The sequence below is a fragment of the Frankia sp. CeD genome, assembly GCF_000732115.1.
Classification (GTDB): Bacteria; Actinomycetota; Actinomycetes; order Frankiales; family Frankiaceae; genus Frankia; species Frankia casuarinae.
In genome coordinates, this window is sequence record NZ_JPGU01000002.1 from 261,272 (window position 1) to 280,648 (window position 19,377).

General features: G+C 71.9%; 13 protein-coding genes and 1 pseudogene. 10 read left to right on the forward strand and 4 right to left on the reverse strand.

The window, feature by feature from the left end; translation table 11 throughout:
• The first annotated feature begins 135 nt into the window (after window positions 1–135).
• Entirely contained in the window at window positions 136–2,652 is a 2,517-nt protein-coding gene (gene pcrA, locus CED_RS02780) for a DNA helicase PcrA (protein WP_035908489.1), read from the forward strand.
• A 288-nt stretch (window positions 2,653–2,940) separates the two neighbouring features.
• Here the strand turns inward: pcrA and CED_RS25720 are convergent.
• Both CED_RS25720 and CED_RS02790 read right to left on the reverse strand, forming a co-directional pair.
• A pseudogene (locus CED_RS25720) lies at window positions 2,941–3,507 on the reverse strand (esterase/lipase family protein); the annotation flags it as partial.
• Between the two features lie 162 nt (window positions 3,508–3,669).
• Window positions 3,670–5,334: a carboxyl transferase domain-containing protein gene (locus CED_RS02790; RefSeq protein ID WP_051868635.1), complete on the reverse strand. Its 1,665-nt coding sequence runs from the start codon at window positions 5,332–5,334 to the stop codon at window positions 3,670–3,672.
• A gap of 236 nt (window positions 5,335–5,570) precedes the next feature.
• On the opposite strand from CED_RS02790, the gene CED_RS02795 reads away from it, so the two are divergent.
• From CED_RS02795 to purH, 8 genes are all read left to right on the forward strand, one after another.
• Window positions 5,571–7,247: a serine/threonine-protein kinase gene (locus CED_RS02795; RefSeq protein WP_035908491.1), complete on the forward strand. Its 1,677-nt coding sequence runs from the start codon at window positions 5,571–5,573 to the stop codon at window positions 7,245–7,247.
• Between the two features lie 419 nt (window positions 7,248–7,666).
• Entirely contained in the window at window positions 7,667–8,833 is a 1,167-nt protein-coding gene (gene sucC / locus CED_RS02800; RefSeq protein ID WP_035908493.1) for an ADP-forming succinate--CoA ligase subunit beta, read from the forward strand.
• Between the two features lie 25 nt (window positions 8,834–8,858).
• Window positions 8,859–9,731, forward strand: coding sequence for a succinate--CoA ligase subunit alpha (gene sucD / locus CED_RS02805; protein ID WP_011435105.1), 873 nt, complete (start codon window positions 8,859–8,861; stop codon window positions 9,729–9,731).
• Between the two features lie 185 nt (window positions 9,732–9,916).
• Window positions 9,917–10,675, forward strand: coding sequence for a hypothetical protein (locus CED_RS02810; protein ID WP_035908494.1), 759 nt, complete (start codon window positions 9,917–9,919; stop codon window positions 10,673–10,675).
• 184 nt (window positions 10,676–10,859) lie between these two features.
• Entirely contained in the window at window positions 10,860–12,347 is a 1,488-nt protein-coding gene (locus tag CED_RS02815) for a DUF6350 family protein (RefSeq protein ID WP_035908496.1), read from the forward strand.
• A 180-nt stretch (window positions 12,348–12,527) separates the two neighbouring features.
• On the forward strand, window positions 12,528–13,073 hold the full coding sequence (locus tag CED_RS02820) for a helix-turn-helix domain-containing protein (RefSeq protein ID WP_011435108.1): 546 nt from the start codon (window positions 12,528–12,530) through the stop codon (window positions 13,071–13,073).
• A 196-nt stretch (window positions 13,074–13,269) separates the two neighbouring features.
• Window positions 13,270–13,920 carry a phosphoribosylglycinamide formyltransferase gene (purN, locus tag CED_RS02825; protein ID WP_011435109.1) on the forward strand — a complete coding sequence of 217 codons (651 nt, stop codon included), beginning with the start codon at window positions 13,270–13,272 and terminating at the stop codon, window positions 13,918–13,920.
• Window positions 13,917–15,563: a bifunctional phosphoribosylaminoimidazolecarboxamide formyltransferase/IMP cyclohydrolase gene (purH, locus tag CED_RS02830; protein ID WP_035908497.1), complete on the forward strand. Its 1,647-nt coding sequence runs from the start codon at window positions 13,917–13,919 to the stop codon at window positions 15,561–15,563. Before purN ends, purH begins: the two co-directional genes overlap by 4 nt.
• A 580-nt stretch (window positions 15,564–16,143) precedes the next feature.
• Here the strand turns inward: purH and CED_RS02835 are convergent.
• The gene (locus tag CED_RS02835) at window positions 16,144–16,467 is read right to left on the reverse strand and encodes a hypothetical protein (RefSeq protein WP_011435111.1); all 324 of its coding nucleotides are present in this window, start codon (window positions 16,465–16,467) and stop codon (window positions 16,144–16,146) included.
• Between the two features lie 920 nt (window positions 16,468–17,387).
• On the opposite strand from CED_RS02835, the gene CED_RS24980 reads away from it, so the two are divergent.
• Window positions 17,388–17,789 carry a DUF3017 domain-containing protein gene (locus CED_RS24980; RefSeq protein WP_235186861.1) on the forward strand — a complete coding sequence of 134 codons (402 nt, stop codon included), beginning with the start codon at window positions 17,388–17,390 and terminating at the stop codon, window positions 17,787–17,789.
• A gap of 74 nt (window positions 17,790–17,863) precedes the next feature.
• Here the strand turns inward: CED_RS24980 and CED_RS02845 are convergent, their stop codons facing one another.
• Entirely contained in the window at window positions 17,864–19,093 is a 1,230-nt protein-coding gene (locus CED_RS02845; protein WP_369807772.1) for an NAD(P)/FAD-dependent oxidoreductase, read from the reverse strand.
• Window positions 19,094–19,377 lie beyond the last annotated feature (284 nt).

Genomic DNA, 19,377 nt, shown 5'->3' on the forward strand with positions numbered 1-19,377 from the left:
ATGGACGCGCGAGGACCGCGGCCGGGTGGGGCCGTCGGTGCATCTCGCGGACCACACCGCGGACCGGGCCGTTGGGTGCGATCCGGGCATGCCGCGGTCCGACCTGCCCGACGTCGAACGTACGATCGGAGTCCCATGAGCGGCTTTTTCGGCGATTCCCACGGCGGCGGATCCGGCATCGCCGGGTCGGTCGGGACGGATGTCCACGGCGGTGCGCACGTGCCCTACGACCTGTTCGGCCCGGCGGTGCTGGCGCCGCCGGTGGGCGGGGACGAGCCCGGTGGCTTCTCCTCGCCACGCCTGGATGCCGAGGGCCTGCTCGACGGGCTCAACCTGCAGCAGCGGGCGGCGGTGGTGCACATCGGGGCACCCCTGCTCGTCGTCGCGGGCGCGGGGTCCGGCAAGACGCGGGTGCTGACCCACCGTATCGCGTACCTGCTGGCGGCCCGGGGGGTCCGGCCGGGGGAGATGCTGGCGATCACGTTCACCAACAAGGCTGCCAACGAGATGCGCGAACGGGTCTCGGCGCTGGTCGGTCCCCGGGCGCGGGCGATGTGGGTGAGCACCTTCCACTCGGCCTGCGTGCGCATCCTGAGGTCCGAGGCGAAGCGTCTCGGGTTCGGCTCGACCTTCTCCATCTACGACGCCGCCGACGCGCAGCGTTTGATCACTCTGGTCACCCGTGACCTTGATCTTGATCCCAAACGGCATCCCGCCCGAGGTCTGGCGGCGCAGATCAGCAACCTGAAGAACGAACTGATCGACTGGGAGGCCGCACGGGACCGGGCCACGAACCACCTCGAGCGGACCGTCGCCGAGGTCTACGCCGCTTATCAGCAGCGGCTGGCTCAGGCCAACGCCCTTGATTTCGACGATCTGATCATGATGACGGTGAACCTCCTCCAGTCGTTCCCCGACGTCGCCGAGCACTACCGGCGCCGATTCCGACATGTGCTCGTGGACGAGTACCAGGACACGAACCACGCGCAGTACGTCCTGGTGCGTGAACTCGTCGGCCAACCGGCGTACTTCGGTGGCGGGTCCGCGCCGGTGGAGCCGGCCGAGCCGGCAGCCGGGCCGGGTACCTGGGCCTCGGGCGCCGTCCCACCGGCGGAGCTGTGCGTGGTTGGCGACGCGGACCAGTCGATCTACGCCTTCCGTGGGGCGAACATCCGCAACATCGTGGAGTTCGAGGAGGATTTCCCGAACGCCGCAGTGATCCTGCTGGAACAGAACTACCGCTCCACCCAGACCATCCTCTCCGCCGCGAACGCGATGATCGCGCGTAACAACCAGCGCAAGGCCAAGCGACTGTGGTCGGACGCCGGTGACGGTGAGAAGATCGTCGGATTCGCCGCCGACAACGAGCACGACGAGGCGGCCTTTGTCGCCGAGGAGGTCGACCGGCTCTCGGACGCGAAGCTCGCGCGGCCCGCCGACGTCGCGGTGTTCTACCGGACCAACGCCCAGAGCCGGGTGTTCGAGGAGATCTTCGTCCGGGTCGGGCTGCCCTACCGGGTGGTCGGCGGGGTGCGGTTCTACGAGCGCAAGGAGATCCGTGATCTCCTTGCCTACCTGCGGGTCCTCGCCAATCCTAGCGACACGGTGAACCTGCGTCGCATCCTGAACGTGCCCCGGCGCGGGATCGGCGAGCGGGCCGAGGCGGCCCTGGCGGGCTTCGCTGATGTCGAGCGGATCGGGTTCGCGCAGGCACTGGAGCGTGTCGACGAGGTGCCGGGGATCGCCGCGCGCTCGGCGAAGGCGGTGCGCGAGTTCACCGCGCTGCTCGCCGAGCTACGCGCCGTAGCGGCCGACAACCCGGTGGCCGTGGTCGAGGGGGTGCTTGAACGCACCGGCTACCTGTCGGAACTCCTCGCCGAGGACACCGTCGAGTCCCAGGGCCGGGTGGAGAACCTGCAGGAACTGGTCGGAGTGGTCCAGGAGTTCGCCCGGCGGCTGCCCGAGGGTACGCTTGCGGAGTTCCTCGAGCAGGTCTCGCTCGTCGCCGACGCGGACCAGGTTCCGACCGACGACGGTTCCGATGGTGTGGTCACTCTCATGACGCTGCACAGCGCCAAGGGCCTCGAGTTCCCCGTCGTCTTCCTTACCGGTCTCGAGGACGGCGTCTTCCCGCACCTGCGGACCCTGGGAGATCCCACCCAGCTCGAGGAGGAGCGTCGGCTCGCCTATGTGGGTGTCACCCGGGCCCGGATCCGGCTCTACCTGACCCGCGCGGTGATGCGCAGCGCCTGGGGCCAACCGGCCTACAACCCGCCGTCGCGCTTCCTCGGCGAGGTGCCGGACACGCTGGTTGACTGGCGCCGGCTGGCCGATCCCCCGCCAGCGCCCGCGGGGACGTCCTGGGGCTCGTCTGGCGGGTTTGGGTCGGGCGCGACCGGCCGGGGCGCCGCCGGCGCCCCGGCGGCGCGTAAACCGCTACCGAACTCGCCGTTCTCGGGTCGCGCGCGGCCGGCCGCTCGGGCCGTCCTGGAGTTGCGTCAGGGCGACCGGGTGACGCATGACAGTTTCGGTCTCGGAGTTGTCGTCGCCACCGGCGGGGNCGGNNNCTCCGCGGNGGNGACCATCGATTTNGGCGAGAACACCGGCACGAAGCGCCTGCTCCTGCGGTACGCCCCCGTCGAGAAGCTCTGACGGTCCCGAGAGTCCCGGCCGGTCCGCCGCCCCGGCGAGGCAGCTCGCGACCAGGTGGGCAACCTTGCCGCTGAACGCCAGGGAATGATGCCCGAGGCCCGGCACGGTGTAATTTTCGATGTCGAGATCGGGATGGTCGAGCGCCGCCTCGGCGGGCCGCACCACGCTGTCCAGCCCGGCGCCGATCGCGACGAACCGGGTCCGGCAGCCGGGGGCGGGNGCGGCGAGCTCGAGTAGGAGCGCCGATCCCGGCCGTAGCTGGGTGACGAGCCGGTACGGCACCGACCGGGGGACGAGCCCGGCGAGACGGGTGCCGGAATGAGGCGTCGCGAGAGTGATCAGCGTGTCCACGTACTGATCGCCCCCGAGTTGCTGCACGTAGTAGCGGGCCACCAGCCCGCCGAGTGAATGGGCGACGATGTGCACGCGCTGCCTGCCGCTGTCCGTCATCGCGGCGTGCACGGACGCGGCGAGTCGGAGCGCCGCTTCCTGCACCGTCGGCACGAGCAGCGGCAGCTCCACCGTGCGCACCCGGCGGAAACCGCGGCGGCGTAGCGACCGGCCCAACCGGGTGAACACGGACCGGTTGTCGATCAGGCCGTGGATCAGCAGGATCGGGGTGCCTGCCGCGTCGGGAGCGTTGACCAGCAGGCTGCGGTGCAGCGGGGAGAGCGCGCTCAGCGAGTAGGGCTCGTGCTCGCGCGGGCGCTGCCGGCGCAGCGCACTCGCCGGGTAGAGGGCGAGGTGGGTGGCGATCCAGGCCGCTTCCACGGCGAGCCCGCGGGCGTTCACCGGGGTCGTGCGCAGGCCGGTGAGGACCGACCGCCCTGGAGCGGCGATGTTGTCCGCGGCCACGGCCCGCCTCAGGCGGGCCGTGGCCGCGGACAACGATGGCAGTATCCACTCGCCGATGGCCCGCTCGCCTTCCCTCGCCGTACCATCCGTGCCGCCAGCCGTGGTGCTCGCCCCCCAGGTCGGCAGATATCCCGGTGGCCAAGTAAAGACCGGAGAAAGATGCTACAGACTGTTAGGTAGCCCTGTCGACCATCGAGCCTGCCGTCGGCGCAGCCGATCGTCCTGGTCCCCCCGGCTCAGGGATGCGAGCAGCGATGCGGCGTCGCGCGCCGTCTCGGCTGCGGTGGTGGCGGACAGGAGCCGATCGGCGAATCCCAGCGCGTTCAGGTCGGTCGGCCGTAGCCCGCAGACGTTTGCGGCCCGCTCGACCGGTATCCGAAGCGTGACGGCGGTGCCCTCCGGGGAGAGCGCGGTGAAGTAACTGTCCGGGGTCATGGCGACGACGTCGGTGACCGCCGCGGCGAGAGCCCCGCCAGAGCCGCCCTCACCCAACACGATCGACAGCGTCGGCGAGGGGCAGGCCAATACCGCGGCCATCGCATCCCCGATCGCCGCCGCGATGCCCGCGGCCTCGGCGTCCGCGTCGTTCGCCGCGCCGGGCGTGTCGACCAGGGTCACGAGACCGATCCCCAGCTTCCCCGCGAGCCGGGCGGCGCGGACCAACAACCGGTACCCGGCCGGCCCCGGGGCGTCGCCGCGACGGGCCCCGACAGCCACGACCACCGCACGCATCGGCCCTCCCCGCCCCGCAGGCCCCGTAGCCCCCGCAGGCCCCGTAGCCCCCGCAGGCCCTGCGATGTCGCCCAGGAGCACCCCCACACCGGCCACGACCCGGGGATCCGGCCCGACCAGGTCGACGCCGTCGGGAAGCAGCGTCCGCAGCACCTCGATGCCGTCCGGGCGGATGCCATCCCTGGCCGCCCGCACCTGCGCCCACCCGGAGCGCGCGGCGGCATGTTCAGCTCCCGGCGCAGGTCCGTCGGACCCGGTTCGGGTGTCCGGATCGTCGGGCGGGACGGGGAGGGTGGTCCCGTCGCCGGCTCGTGACGGGCCGCCGTCCGATCCGTCTGCCTGGTCGCCTCTGTCTGCCTGGTCGCCCGATCTGCCCGGAGTGGTTTGGCCNNNCGGGCCGGTCCGGGTNCCTGGACCGGCCCGGCTCTCCCGATCGGGTGGATCCGCCAGGCCGGTCAGGGCCCGCCGCAGCCACACCTGGATGGCACCGGGCGCCGGCGCCGCGTCAACCAGCCCTGCGGCGTACGCCGAGTCCGCGGTGTAGCTGCCCGGGGGCGGGGCGGCACCGGTGGCCGCCGCGACCACCCGAGGCCCGGCGAAGCCGACCGTCGCCCCGCGCACCGCGCACCGAAGGTCCGCGCGGGAGCCGATCGTCACCCAGACACCACCGGTGGTGGGCTGGTCCGCGACGGCGATGTGACCGACCCCCGCCGCGTCCAGTGCGGCGAGCGCCAGTGCGGCCCGGGGCAGCCCGACGAGTCCGGCGACCCCTTCCTGCAGGCGGGTGCCGCCGCTGCGCAGGAACGACACCAGGGGACGGCGGCTGGCCGCGGCCGCGGTGGCGGCTTCGGCGAACCCACGTGCGTCCCGCTCGCCAAAGCTTCCCCCGTAAACCGTGAAATCCCAGACCGCGACCACGGCAGGGATGCCGGCCACCGCGCCTTCGCCCCAGCGCAGGGCCGGTCGAGCGTCGTAGTCGGGCCAGCCCAGTCGGTTGACGGCCGCGGCAGTGGCGGGCCGCAGGGNGATGCCTGCGAGCAGGGCGGCACGCCAGTCGGCGGNCGTCTTCTNGCCCGGCCGGGNGTCGTTGTCCACGTCCGCATCTTCGCGCCCGGGGCCGACCGGATGTCCGTCGTCGCGGCCGCGGTGTCGTGGAACACGGACGGGCGCTCCCCGCCAGCGGGTGCTCGCAGGCCCGCACGCCTGGGACGCTTCGTGCCCTCGGCCCGATGGCGGCCGGGACATAGTCTTTCATCCACAGCCCCCCGGCGGGTGGCAACCCGGATCGAACCCGCTACACCGGTGCGGCGAGGGGAGCAGCGAGGGAAGCGATGCTCACACCGCTGATGGAGGAGGATCCTCGCCAGATCGGCCCGTACCGCCTGCAGAACCGGATCGGTGCCGGCGGGATGGGGACCGTGTATCTCGGTTTCGCCCCGGATCGGCGTCCCGTCGCCGTGAAGGTCGCAGCCGAGGATCTCGCCGAGGACGAGGAGTTCCGCAGCCGCTTCGAACGTGAGGTGCGGGCGGCGCTGCGCGTGCGAGGCACGGCGGTGGCCGCCGTGCTCGACGCCGACACCGAGGCCGCGGCGCCGTGGATGGTCACCGAGTACGTCGAGGGGACCAGCCTGGCCGAGGCCGTCCGGGCCCGCGGTCGGCTGGAGGACCACCTCGTCCGGGGTCTTGCCGTCGGCCTCGCCGACGCGCTGGTCGCCATCCACGCCGCCGGCGTCGTCCATCGTGATCTCAAACCGTCCAACATCCTGCTGGCCTGGGACGGACCCAAGGTGATCGACTTTGGGATCGCGCACCTGACCGACAGCGCCACGCTGACCCGCACCGGTCATGTGATCGGCACGTTGGCCTGGATGTCACCGGAACAGATGCGCGGCGAGCCGTCGGACGCCTCAGCGGACGTCTTTGCCTGGGCGAGCTGCGTGACGTACGCGGCGACGGGGCGACATCCCTTCCATGCCGAGACGCCGGACCTGCTTGCCGTCCGGGTGCAGCGGGACTCTCCCGATCTCTACGCGCTCCCCGGGTACCTGCTCAACCAGGTCGCGAGGGCGCTGTCCAAGGCCCCGCGGGAGCGGCCGGACGCCGCCTCGCTGCTGGCCGCGCTGGTAGGCCGGGAGGTGCGTGGGGTCACCGAGGCCGATGCCGCCGCCGGTGACGTCCTGGAGCGGACCTGGACCGGATCGTCTCCGGCGTTCGGCGTGCCCGCCCCGTTCCCCGCGCCGGTCTCCTCCCCGTCGCCGAATCGTTCCGGTCCGCGTGTCCCCGGCGCGGGGCGAGTTCCGGCCCGGCCCGCGCCGGGGGCGGCCGGCTCGGCCGGCGGCTGGGCGCCGGATGTGCAGGGACCAGGCCCGGCACCCGGCCTGTGGCCGGTCGGACCGCCGCCACCCGCATCGGCCTTTCGGCCCGCCGTGCCATTACCCCCCGCGGCTCCGCTGCGACCGGTCGCCCCGCCAGCGGTCGCCCCGCCAGCGGTCGCCCCGCCAGCGGTCGCCCCGCCAGCGGTCGCCCCGCCAGCGGTCGCCCCGCCACCATCGTCGGGAGCGGTTTCCCCGGGGGGGTGGGCGGATCAGGCGCCCGCGGGGCGTCGGGGCACGACCGCCGCGGACGTGGCGTCCGATCCGGGACGGTCGGAGGTGACCTATCGCTCCAGCGACCCGACTCCGCCGGCGCGTCCTCCGGATCCATCGGCCTTCCCGCCAGCGGGTCGACCGGCTGCGCCGCGGGTCGGGCGGTGGACCGACGCCAGGCGGGCCGAGGCGTCGCGGCGCCGGCACTGGAACAGCGCCGCGATGCTGTCGGTTCTCCTGGCGGTACTCTGGATCTTCGGGATTGGGAGTGCCGCGGCTGTCGTGGTCGGCCTGGTCGCGCGGGTTCGGATCCGCCACAGGGATGAGCGTGGCGCCACAGTGGCGGCCTTCGGCATCGGCCTGGGTTGGCTCGGGATCGGACTAACGATGATCTTGATCGTCGTTATCCTGAAATTCGTCTAACTGGTCCGGAGGGGCCGGCCACGATCGGTGTTTCTTCCATGTGATTTCCGGCATAATGAGGGTCTCAACTTTCGTGACGTCAGACACGGGACGGCCTAGGGCAGATCCCGGCGGTCACGCTCAGCGGCTCCCGGCGGACCCGCGCTCTGAGAGCGGCGAGGCGGAAGCCACCCTCGGTGCGACAGGTGTCCACCTCATTTGTCCTGTATCTGTCCTGTATCGACGACCCTGCCGGGTCCCCGGAGCGGGTCGAAGGATGCGCCGGACCGGCCCGTTCGATCCCACCCGCGGGCCGCCAGCGACGGCGGTGGTGCACGGCGCGTGGCGCGCGCCGTAACGCCCTCGTCAGTAGGCTCGCAGGCGTTCTGTGCAGCTCTACGTATCCCAACCCGTAACGACCGCATCCGACTGGACGGACCGTGGATCTTTTCGAATACCAGGCGAAGAAGCTGTTCGCCGAACATGGCGTACCGGTGCCCACCGGGAAGACCGCGACCACCCCCGAGGAGGCCCGCGCGATCGCCACCGAGCTCGGTGGCAGGGTCNTCGTCAAGGCGCAGGTCAAGACCGGAGGCCGGGGCAAGGCCGGTGGCGTCAAGGTAGCCGACGGGCCGGATGACGCCTTCGCGAAGGCGACAGCGATCCTCGGCATGGACATCAAGGGCCACACGGTCCACTCGGTGCTCGTCGAGGAAGCCAGCAACATCGCCGAGGAGTACTACGCATCCTTCCTGCTGGACCGGGCGAACCGCACCTTCCTCGCCATGGCCTCCCGAGAGGGCGGCATGGAGATCGAGGAGGTGGCGGCGACCAAGCCGGAGGCGCTGGCCCGGATTGCGATCGACCCGCTCAAGGGAGTCGACGCGGCCAAGGCTCGCGAGATCGCGGTCGCGGCGAAGCTGCCCGAGGCGGCTCTGGACGGCGCGAGCGAGCTGCTGGCCAAGCTCTGGACCGTGTTCGTCAAGTCGGACGCCACCCTCGTCGAGGTCAACCCGCTGATCCTCACCGGTGACGGCCGGGTCGTCGCCCTCGACGGCAAGGTCAGCCTGGACGACAACGCCGACTTCCGCCACCCGGAGCACGAGGCGTTCGTCGACGTGGCCGCGGTGGACCCGCTGGAGCAGAAGGCCAAGGAGAAGGGCCTCAACTACGTCAAGCTCGAGGGCGAGGTCGGGATCATCGGAAACGGTGCCGGCCTGGTCATGTCCACCCTCGACGTGGTGACCTACGCCGGGGAGGAATTCGGCGGCAAGCGCCCGGCGAACTTCCTCGACATCGGCGGCGGTGCGTCCGCCGAGGTCATGGCGAACGGTCTGTCGATCATCCTTGGTGACCCGGCGGTCAAGAGCGTCTTCGTCAACATCTTCGGTGGCATCACCTCCTGCGACGCGGTGGCCAACGGCATCGTGCAGGCCCTGAAGATCGTCGGCGACGTCAGCACCCCGCTGGTGGTGCGCCTCGACGGCAACAACGCCGAGGAGGGCCGCCGCATCCTGGCCGAGGCGAACCTGCCGGTGGTCAAGCCGGTCGACACGATGGACGGCGCGGCGAAGCTCGCCGCCGAGCTCGCCGCGGCCGCGGCCTGACCTGGGCGAAGGGGATTGCGAACCGATGGCTATCTGGCTTGACGAGAACAGCCGGGTGGTGGTGCAGGGCATCACCGGCTCGGAGGGCAGCAAGCACACCCGCCGCATGCTCGCCGCGGGCACGAACGTCGTCGCCGGCGTGAACGCGCGCAAGGTGGGCCAGCAGGTCGAGGGCGTGCCGGTGTTCGGCTCCGTCGCCGACGCGATGGCGCAGACCGGCGCCAACGTCTCGGTGATCTTCGTTCCGCCTGCGTTCACCAAGGACGCGGCGATCGAGGCGATCGACGCGGCGATCCCACTCGCGGTGGTCATCACCGAGGGCGTGCCGATCCACGACACGACCGAGTTCTTCGCCTACTCCCGGTCCAAGGCGACGACGCGGATCATCGGGCCGAACTGCCCGGGTATCGCGAGCCCCGGTCTGTCCAATGCCGGCATCATCCCGGCCGACATCACCCCCGGCGGGCGCATCGGCCTGGTCAGCAAGAGCGGCACGCTGACCTACCAGATGATGTACGAGCTGCGGGAGTTCGGCTTCTCCACCTGTGTCGGCATCGGTGGCGACCCGGTCATCGGCACCACGCACATCGATGCGCTCGACGCCTTCCAGGCCGATCCGAACACCGACGCGATCGTGATGATCGGTGAGATCGGCGGTGACGCCGAGGAGCGGGCCGCGGCGCACATCGAGGAGAACGTGACCAAGCCGGTCGTCGGCTACGTGGCCGGCTTCACCGCGCCGGAGGGCAAGACGATGGGCCACGCGGGCGCCATCGTGTCCGGTTCGTCCGGTACCGCGCAGGCCAAGAAGGAAGCCTTGGAGAAGGCCGGCGTCCGGGTTGGCAAGACCCCGTCGGAGACCGCCCGGCTGATGGCTGACATCATGCGGTCGTTGTAGGCCTATCCTGATGCCGAGCCCCCGCGGGACGCGGGGGCTCGGCACCGGGACAGGTAGGGGTCTCGGCCGCGGGGCTTCGGGACGGACGTCTTCCCTTCGCTTCCGACGGCTGCAAGACTCCTGCATCGGTGCATCGACGACTCTCGTCCCCGCACCGACCGACCAGACGAAGTGGGGTTGCCGTCGTGGCACAAATCGGCGGTCGTAGCGTCGCCACCAACGACATCGGGGNGATCGCCTCCGGGGCGGTCACGTTCATCGTGAGCTTCCTGCCGTGGTATTCGGTGAGCCTGGGATTTTTCGGCCGCTCGGCGGAGGCTCACAAGAACGCCTGGGGGCTCGGGTTCAACTCCTGGTTCCCGGTATTCCTGGTGGTCGTGGTCGCCGGTCTGGTGACGGCGCGCGTCGCCGCCAACGTCCGCATCCCGGACGTTGGTCCGGTCTCGATCCTGTGGATACTGCCGGCCGTCTCGGCGTTCGCCGTCCTCCTGCTGTTGATCAGATGGATTCGGTTCCCCGACGTGCCGAGCGGAGTGGATGCCGGGCCGAGTTTCGGGTTCTACCTCGCCTTGCTGCTGACGATCGTGCAGACCGTCTTCGGGGTGCTCACGGCGCTGGCGAGCGGAGCGCCCATTCCCGGCCGGCCAGGTGCCCGTCCCACCGGGCCCGGTCAGCCGGGCGCCTGGCCTCCGTATGGTGGTCAGCCGCCTTACGGCCAGCCCTACGGCCAGCAGCCCACGCCCGGTTACGGTCAGCCGCCCACGGGGTACGGGCCGCCGCCGGGCTATGGGCCGCCCGCTGGCGGGTATGGGCAGCCGGCCCAGCCGGGNGGTTACGGCCAGCCGTCGCAGGGTCATGGTCAGTCGCCCACGGGTTATGGCCAGCAGCCGCCTCCGCCGGGGCCGGGTGGTTACGGCCAGCAGGAGTCTCCTCCCGGTCGTTGATCCGATGCCCCGGCGAGTGGTTCATGACGGTCGCTCGGGGGATGTGGCGTGGGGGATGCGGTGGGTCGACCTCTCCGGCCAACCATAACTATTCGTCCTACTTCGGGCATTTCCCGCGCCGACGACGGCGTGTTGTCCGCTGAGCCGCGCATCTGCGTGCGAGCGTCCTAACGTGCCCGCCTCCATGCAGCCGCCCCGACTGCCGCGACGCCTCACCGATCGGATCTGGCAGCGGGGCGGACGGCCTCTGGCGGAGGCGGTCGCCGCGTCGGCCGCGGGCCTGATCTTCATCGAATTCGTCGTTCTGGTTGTGTGGGGAGCCGACACCGGCTCCTCCNCCGGACCCGCCGCGGCTCTGCGCGTCGGAGCCGATCTGTGGCTTGCCGCTCACGGAACGACGCTGCGGCTCCCTGACGGGATCATCGCGTTCCGGCCGTTGGGCCTCGCCCTCTTTCCGCTGGCCGCGGCGCTGAGCGCGGCGCATCGGCGGGCGAGCGCGGCACCACTGCAGTCGCATGCCGTGCTCAACCGGATGCCCCTGGGCCGGACGCCCCTGGGCCGGGNGTCGCTGAACCGGGTCTCGCTCGGTCGGATGCCGCTGGGCCGGGTGTCGCGGTTGCGGCCCGCACGGTTCGGCGGAGGGCGCCCCGCCGCTTCGGGGGCGAACCCCGGGGACTCCCGCGGGGGCCGATGCCGGTCGGATGGCGCCCCCGGGGTCCCCTGGCGGGCCGTGGCGGGCGACGTCATCGGCGTCGTGGGCGCCCAGACTCTCTTCGTCGTGGTCGTCGCGGTCATCGTGCGCACGCATTCGGTACGGCCGACCCCCGGTTCCGCGGCGCTGGGGACGGTCGCGTTCGGGATACCGGCCGCCCTGCTCGGCGCGCTGGCCGGTCGCCATCGGCTGCGCACGGCATGGCGGATGCTGCCCGTGATGCTGCGCGTCCCCCTGCTGTCCGGCGCGGCGGCGTTCATGGCGTTGCTGGCGGCCGCCGCGTTCGGGGTCGCGCTGGTGCTCGCGGCGACCGAGCCCGAGGTCGCCGCCGCCGAGCGCTCGCTCGACGTGGGCGCGCTCGGGGGTCTCGGGCTCACGGCGACCCAGCTTGCGCTGCTGCCCAACCTGGTCCTCTGGGGTCTGTCCTACGCCCTTGGACCAGGATTTCGAACGGGTTCGGGTCTGGTCCGGGCGGATGTCGTCCGCCCGGCCGATCTACCGGACCTCCCGGTGCTGGCGGCCCTTCCGCCGAGCGCGTTGCCCAGGCCCGGGTGGCTCGTGCTGGCGCTGGTGCCCGTCGTGGCCGGAGTCGTGCTTGCTGTCATGGTCCATCGGGCGAGCCTGGGACGCCGCTCCCGGGCTCGCCTCCTGACCGTCCTGCTCGGGGCGGTGGTCTGCGGTGCCCTCGTGGGTCTGGCGGTCCAGGTGTCGATGGGACAGGTCGGGACCGTGACGGGTCAGGGCAACCACTATGGTCCCTCGTCCGGATGGCTGTGCGGCCTGATTGCCGGGGGGGAGACCGCGCTTGTCGGACTCCTGTTGATCGGCGGCATCGACCTGGCGGCCCGTCGGGCCGAGCGGCCGTTCGTCGCCGACGACGCGGCGGCGTCCTCCTGGTGGCGCCGGCTGCAGCCATCCGGCTCATGGTCGTCAGCCCGGCTGTCACGACGACACCCCTGACTGGCCTCGCGGCCCCGCTGTCGCGGCCTCGTCGAGGTCTGTGGGTCCGCAGCTTCCCGCCCGGCGTGGATCTTTCCCCGCCCGCTCCCTCCCCGCCCGCCCGGCACCCCGTCGGCATCCGAAAACTGTCCGCGCAGTCGGTTACCGTGACCGCACTGGATCATCTTCACGGAGGTCGTCGTGGCGGTCACGGTCGCCCGTATCCGGGCTGAAGCACTCCGCCTGCGGGAGCTGGGCTGGTCCTATCGCCGCATCGCCCGAAGACTGCAGGCCCGCCATCACCTGAGCGCGCTCGTCGCGTTCCGCCTCGCGCACGGCTGGACGCAGGAGGAGGCCGCACGCCGCTGGAACGAGCGGTGGCCCGGTTCTGGGCCGGCCAAGACCGGTAAGACCTTCTCGTACTGGGAGAGCTGGCCGGCCAAGGGCAGCCGGGCGCCTTCCACGCAGGTCCTGTCACGGCTGGCTGAGCTCTACCTGTGCCGGCCGGGTGATCTGCTGGACGGGCGGGACTACGGCGAACTCGACGAGGGCTTCGAGGGAGGGGCGGGCCCCGCGGCCTCCGTCGGGTGCACCTGCGCAGCAGGCGGCACGGAGGAGGACGGGTGTGCGGGGCTGCGCTCGTTGGCTGACGGGCTGTCGTCTCCGGCGGCCTGCGAGGTCCCGTCCGCCCAGGCCCTCGACGCGTGGCTGGCAAATCTCCTCGCCGGATGGGTTCCGGCGGCATGATCGGCAGTCCCGGGCTCGGGTGGCCGCCTGGCGGGCCGCGCCCGGCGGGCGCCGGTGCGCGCGTTTCCGGTGGGAAGCGGCGGAGCTGGTCGAGTCAGTACAGTCGGACCGGCCATTGTTCCGCCGTCGTCCGCAGGTGGCGGTTGCGCAGCGGGCGGCTCGTCGCGTCGCCTGATTCTGCTTACGGAGTGTGTTTGTGTCTGCTCGTCTCGTCGTACTCGCCTCGGGAGCGGGAACCACCCTGCAGGCGATCCTCGACGCAACCGCGGACCCCGGGTTCGGCGCGGCGGTCGTGGCGGTCGGCACCGACCGCTACGGCACCGGAGCGGAACGGCGGGCCCGGGCCTCGGGGGTCCCGGTGTTCACCGTTCGTCTCGAGGACCACCCGGACCGGGATGCCTTCAACGCCGCGACGGCCGGGCGGATCGCCGAATTCGCGCCCGATCTGTTGGTCCTGGCGGGTTACATGAAGATTCTCAGTGCCCGGGTGATCGGCCGGTTCCGGACGATCAACACCCACCCGTCGCTGCTGCCTGCCTTTCCGGGAGCCACCGCGGTGCGTGACGCGTTGGCCGCCGGGGTGAAGGTCAGCGGGGTGACGGTGCACTGGGTCGACGAAGGCGTCGACACCGGTCCGATCATCGCTCAGCGGGCGGTGCCGGTTGAGCCAGGCGATACCGAGCAGACACTTCATGCACGGATCCAGAGCGTCGAGCGAGGACTGTTCGTCGCGACGATCGGCGGGATCGTGCGGGCCGGGAGCGGCGACTCGACCCCGGCCGGACATCGGCGGGGCGAGCATGGGTCTCCCGCATCGGCAGAAGTTTGGGTACAGGAGGAATCATGACGTCATCGGGCGAAGGTGTGGCCGGCGAGGGCGGGGCTGTCCGCGGATCCGAACCCGGCGAAGTGGTCCCCACCGGGCGGCGGCCGCTGCGACGGGCGCTTGTCAGCGTCTACGACAAGAGCGGGCTCGACGTCCTCGCGGAGGCGTTCCTTGCGGCCGACGTCGAGGTGGTCTCGACCGGTTCGACCGCCGACGTCCTGGCCCGTCACGGGCTGGCGGTCACACCGGTGAGCACCGTGACCGGATTTCCGGAGGTGCTGGGCGGTCGCGTCAAGACGCTGCACCCCCACGTGCACGCCGGTCTGTTGGCCGATCTGCGTAACGCCGAGCACGCCGCGGTGTTGGCCGAACTCGACATCGCTCCGTTCGACCTGGTCGTCGTCAATCTGTACCCGTTCGCCGCGACAGTCGCCGCCGGTGCGAGCGAGGACGAGGCGATCGAGCAGATCGACATCGGCGGTCCGGCCATGATCCGCGCGGCGGCGAAGAACCATGCGTCGGTCGCCGTTGTCGTCGCACCCGGCGNCTACGCCGAGCTGGCCGCCGCAGTCCGCGGATCCGGATATGATCTTCCCGCTCGCCGCCGGCTCGCCGCGAAGGCGTTCGCCCACACCGCGGCGTACGACATCGCCGTGTCCTCGTGGTTCGCCGGCGTCGTCGCGCCGGACGAGGTGGCGCGGGAGAGCGGATGGCCCGACGTGCTGTCCGCGCAGTGGCACCGTACGGAGGTCCTGCGTTACGGCGAGAACCCCCATCAGCGCGCCGCGCTCTACGTGGAGAGCGACGCCGAGGGTCGGCCCGGCCTCGCCTCGGCCCGTCAGCTGCACGGCAAGCAGATGTCCTACAACAACTACNCCGACNCCGACGCCGCCCGCCGAGCGGTGTTCGACTTCACCGAGCCCGCCGTGGCCGTGATCAAGCACGCCAACCCCTGCGGCATCGCGATCGGCGCCACCATCGCCGAGGCCCACCGCAAGGCGCATGCCTGCGACCCGGTCTCCGCCTTCGGCGGGGTGATCGCGACCAACCGTCCGGTCTCGGGCGAGCTCGCCGAACAGATCGCGGAGATCTTCACCGAGGTCGTCGTCGCACCGGCCTACGAACCCGCCGCGGTGGAGATCCTCTCTCGTAAGCCGTCGATCCGGCTGCTGGAGTGCCCACCGCCGCCGCACCAGCGCGGGATCGAACTGCGCCAGATCAGCGGAGGCCTGCTCCTGCAGTCGCGGGACGCCGTCGATGCGCCGGGCGACGAGCCGTCCGGATGGACGCTGGAGGCGGGATCGCCTGCGGACGAGGCCCTGCTGGCCGAGTTGCGGTTCGCCTGGCGGGCGGTGCGCTCCGTGAAGTCGAACGCCATCCTCCTCGCGTCCGGCGGTGCCACCGTCGGAGTCGGGATGGGCCAGGTGAACCGGGTGGACGCTGCCCGGCTCGCGGTGACCCGGGCAGGGGACCGGGCGAAGGGGGCTGTCGCCGCGAGCGACGCCTATTTCCCGTTCCCCGACGGTTTCGAGGTGCTCGCCGAGGCGGGGGTGCGGGCCGTGGTCGAACCGGGCGGGTCGGTGCGCGACGAGCTCGTCATCACGGCTGCCCGGGAGGCCGGCGTCACGCTCTACTTCAGCGGTGTCCGCCACTTCGCGCACTGACAGCGGGCCACCCAGGCCGGTGGCACCGGCGTGTGTTCCGCCAGCCATCGGCCGAAGCCTTTGTCGAGGAGGTCGTCGGCGGCCCCGGCACGCATGTCTTCACCGGCGCATGTCTTCACCGGAATCGGCGGCCCCATCGCAGATGCCCGTCCGTACGCCGATACTCCAGTTCGATCGAAGGAGTCGGCTCCACGGCGTCGCCGATGATCCCGGTCCCGGTCCCGGTGCTCGCCACGACGCCGGGTGCCCCCGGCCCGTCGGCGCGCGTGTCCGGTGGGGCACTGGGCAGGCGTCCGGGATGCCGGTCGACCTCCGGTAGATGATCGCTGTCAGATCGATGATCGGCCTGGGACAGCGATAATCTGGCCGCGCCGGGCCGGCCTCCCGTCCACCCGTCCGCTCCGGATGGCCATGGCGGATCGGACGACTGCTGATCGGTGCCCGGTCGTCTGTCCCCGGACGTTCTGTCCCGACCCGCCGGCAGGCTGGCCTCGGTCGATGTTCCGACCGGCTCTGGTGGCTCTGGTGGTTCGTCCGTGGCGCCGCCCAACGGCGCCGTGCGCCGTTCGGTGCCCTCACTTCACGAGGCGGCGTTCGCCTCCGCGGCCGCCGAGCCCCGGCGCCCGCTGGCGCTGCCGTTGGACGTCGTTGCCGTTGGGCTGGCCGCCGCCGCGAGCACACCGCCGGGCTGGTCGCCGTTCGGCACATAGCGCTGGGCTACCCAGTCCAGGGCGTCGCGCCAGCTCGCGCCGTAGAGCACCGAGATCCGATCCGCCGTCTGCCTCGCCAGCGCCTGGACGAACACCCGGTCGTCGCTGTCCAGGTGTCGGGCGTCCCCGAAGGTCTCCCAGGCCCGGAACATCAGTTCCTGCAGCTTCTTGCTGTGTGGTGATTCGTCTGTCACGTCACGCTCCATCCCACTTGGGCACTGCGGCCGGAAGTCTGCCCTAAGCCTGCATGATGCCTATAGGTGGGGGTGCTGCATATTGTGCGCGTGATGTGCTCGGATGGGGTAATCGTATCCTTTGTCGCTGGCATGTGATATAGGGCTGTCATCCCCGCTTCGGCAGGTCGTGGCATCGGGCAGATCACCGTCGTGGAGGATCCGCCGCCCGACGGGCCGGCCGTTCNCCCGGGCCACCCCTGCGTGGCCTCGGCGTGGCCCCGCCGTGCTCCCTGCGCCCGTGGGCGCCGATGCCGCAGGCGGCCTACCGTGTGTCCGTAAGGACCGATGCCCTGGTTGGATTGGTGTTCGATGCATCCTGCACTTGGGTGGAAGTCGTCGCCGATGACGGCGGGGNCGCCACCATGTCCCGTACGGGACCACTGTCCAGCAGGAGATCTCGACCGCTGCCGGAGGCGAGGGTGACCGACGCGGTGCGCCGCTCCGGCCCGGCTCGACCCGGGGATGATCCAGGCCGCCCCGGGCCGGGGGGGCGGCACCGATCCGGCGGATATTCCGGCGGATATGAGGCGCCCGATCCCCGGGCGGAACGGGCAGAGCTGCCGCCGCGCCGCGCTGGGGCGGAAGCGGACCGGCGGCGTCCGTCGTGGCCGGGCACCGCCCGCGTTGACGTCTTCCGTCCGAGCGAGGATCGTGACGAGCGCCTTCCTGCCGAGTATCGCGGGTTGCGCCGGTTCGACCGTCCCGTTCCGCCGACGCCGGCCCCGCCGGCCGCCCCGGGTCAGCCCGGATCGTCCCCACCGGAGCGGGTCGCGGGCGACGGCATCCCATCGCACGACCCGTGGCGTTCGGTGTCCTCCCCGCTGGTCGGCCTCGGGGAGCACCGGAAGCCGGCGGTCGGTGCGGAGCCTGGGCCACCCGTGGCAGGGACCATCTCCGGATCCCGGAGAACACCGGNCCCAGCTGCCNCCCCGCCGCCACTCGTCACGCCCGGCGCACCCGCCGGGCCCGGGCCTGCCGAGCCCGGCAGGCGTGGCGACGGGGGCGGGATCGGCGGCTGGCTACGGCAGGAGGCCACCTTCGCGTTGGTGCTCGCCGGGGTCACCGTCGGGCTGATGCTGGTCTTCCAGGACAGATGGCGCCGAGGAATGGTGGTCGTCGGCGTGGTCCTGGTGATGGCCGCTTTGGCCCGTCTGGTGCTGCCGGCACGGCGGATCGGCCTGCTGGCGGTGCGAGGACGGGCCTTCGATGTGAGTATTCTCCTCCTGTTTGGAGTATCTGTGATAATCCTCACATTCGCCGTTCCCTACGTCGGCCCGTGACGGCTTGTCCACCGCACTCGGCCCGTGGCCGTCGCGGGTCTTGCCGGGATGGGTCGGGCGCGGCCCGTGACGGGTTAGCGCAGGCCGGTCATGGTGCGCCGCATCGCCAGACGGGTCAGGGAACTCGTCGGGATGGTGCCGCGGCCCAGCCCGATCTCGACGAGCATGTCGTACAGCTCGGTACGGGTGCGGGCGGCCCGGACCGCCGCGTCCATCAGGGTGCGGCGCCGCCCGGCGAGACCGGCGAGCAGAGCCGTGTGCCGCAGATGCCGTCCCAGCTCCGCGTCGAGAGCGCGTCGGTAGACCCGGCCCGCGGCGGCCGGGTGCGCCGCGCGGACGGCGGCATGCCCGGCCAGCGACCCCGACAGCACCGCGTAGTAGATGCCCTCCCCGGTCAGGGGGTTGATCAGGGAGGCCGCATCCCCGGCGAGCAGCACGGGACCGTTCGGCTGCCGGGGGCGATGGGTCGACAGCGGCAGATGATGGGCCCGCAGCGTGGCCGGGTGCGCCGGTGTCTCGGGCAGCATGCGGGCGAGCGTGCGACGCAGGACGGTCTTGGCACTCGTTCCGTCCGTCCCGCCGGCCAGCCGGGACCGCAGCATCCCGTAGCCGATGTTCGCACGGCCGTCGCCGATCGGGAACGACCAGGCGTAGGCCGGCCAACCCTCGTCGGTCATGTGGATGAACTGTTCGGGGGGGCCGTCGCCGAAGGCGACCTCGGTATAGGCCCGCACGGCGATCGCCATTGCCCCGGGGGGGTTACCCGGCAGCCCGAGCCCGCGGCGTACCGCGGAGTTTGCGCCGTCCGCGCCGATGACGACCCGCGCCGTGAGCGAGCCGTTGACCACGACGACCGGCTCCCGTCCCCGACCGTCCAAGCGCGGCCGGTCGGTAAACTCCAGGGACCGCACGCGCCGCCGGATCAGCTGAGCTCCACGTGCCTGGGCGGCGGCCACGAGACGGGCGTCGAAGACCTCCCTGGGTACCACGTAGTTGGCTCGGGCTGAGGGAGTGGCCACCTCGGCGCCCCCTGGGGTGCGCAGGCGCATGCGGTCCACCGGCCGGTACCCGGCGACCGCATCGGTCACGCCGAGATCACGCAGGACGTCCAGGCCGTGTGGGGCGATGCCGTCACCGCAGGTCTTGTCCCGGGGGAACTCGGCGGCGTCGGCGATGACGACGTGTGCGCCCGGGCGTTCCCGCAGGGCGCCCAGAGCCGCCGCGCTGCCGGCCGGGCCGCCCCCGACGACAAGGACGTCAATCGTACGGGAGAGCAGGTCGGCAGCCTCGTCCACGCGCACGATCGGGGTGGCGACGGTGATCGTGTCAGCATCCTTGACCGGCCCTGCCGTCACGTATCGTGGTCCCGCGGTTCCCGCGTTGTCACGTCTCTCCGCCCGTTCCCGCGGACCTGGGCCGTCTCCCGGGGCCACGCCGTCCCCCGGGGCCACGCCGTCTCCCGGGGCCACGCCGTCTCCCGGGGCCACGCCGTCCCCCGGGGCCACGCCGTCCCCCGGGGCCACGCCGTCCCCCGGGGCCACGCCGTCCCCCGGGGCCACGCCGGATCCTCGGGTATCCGTGGGGGGGT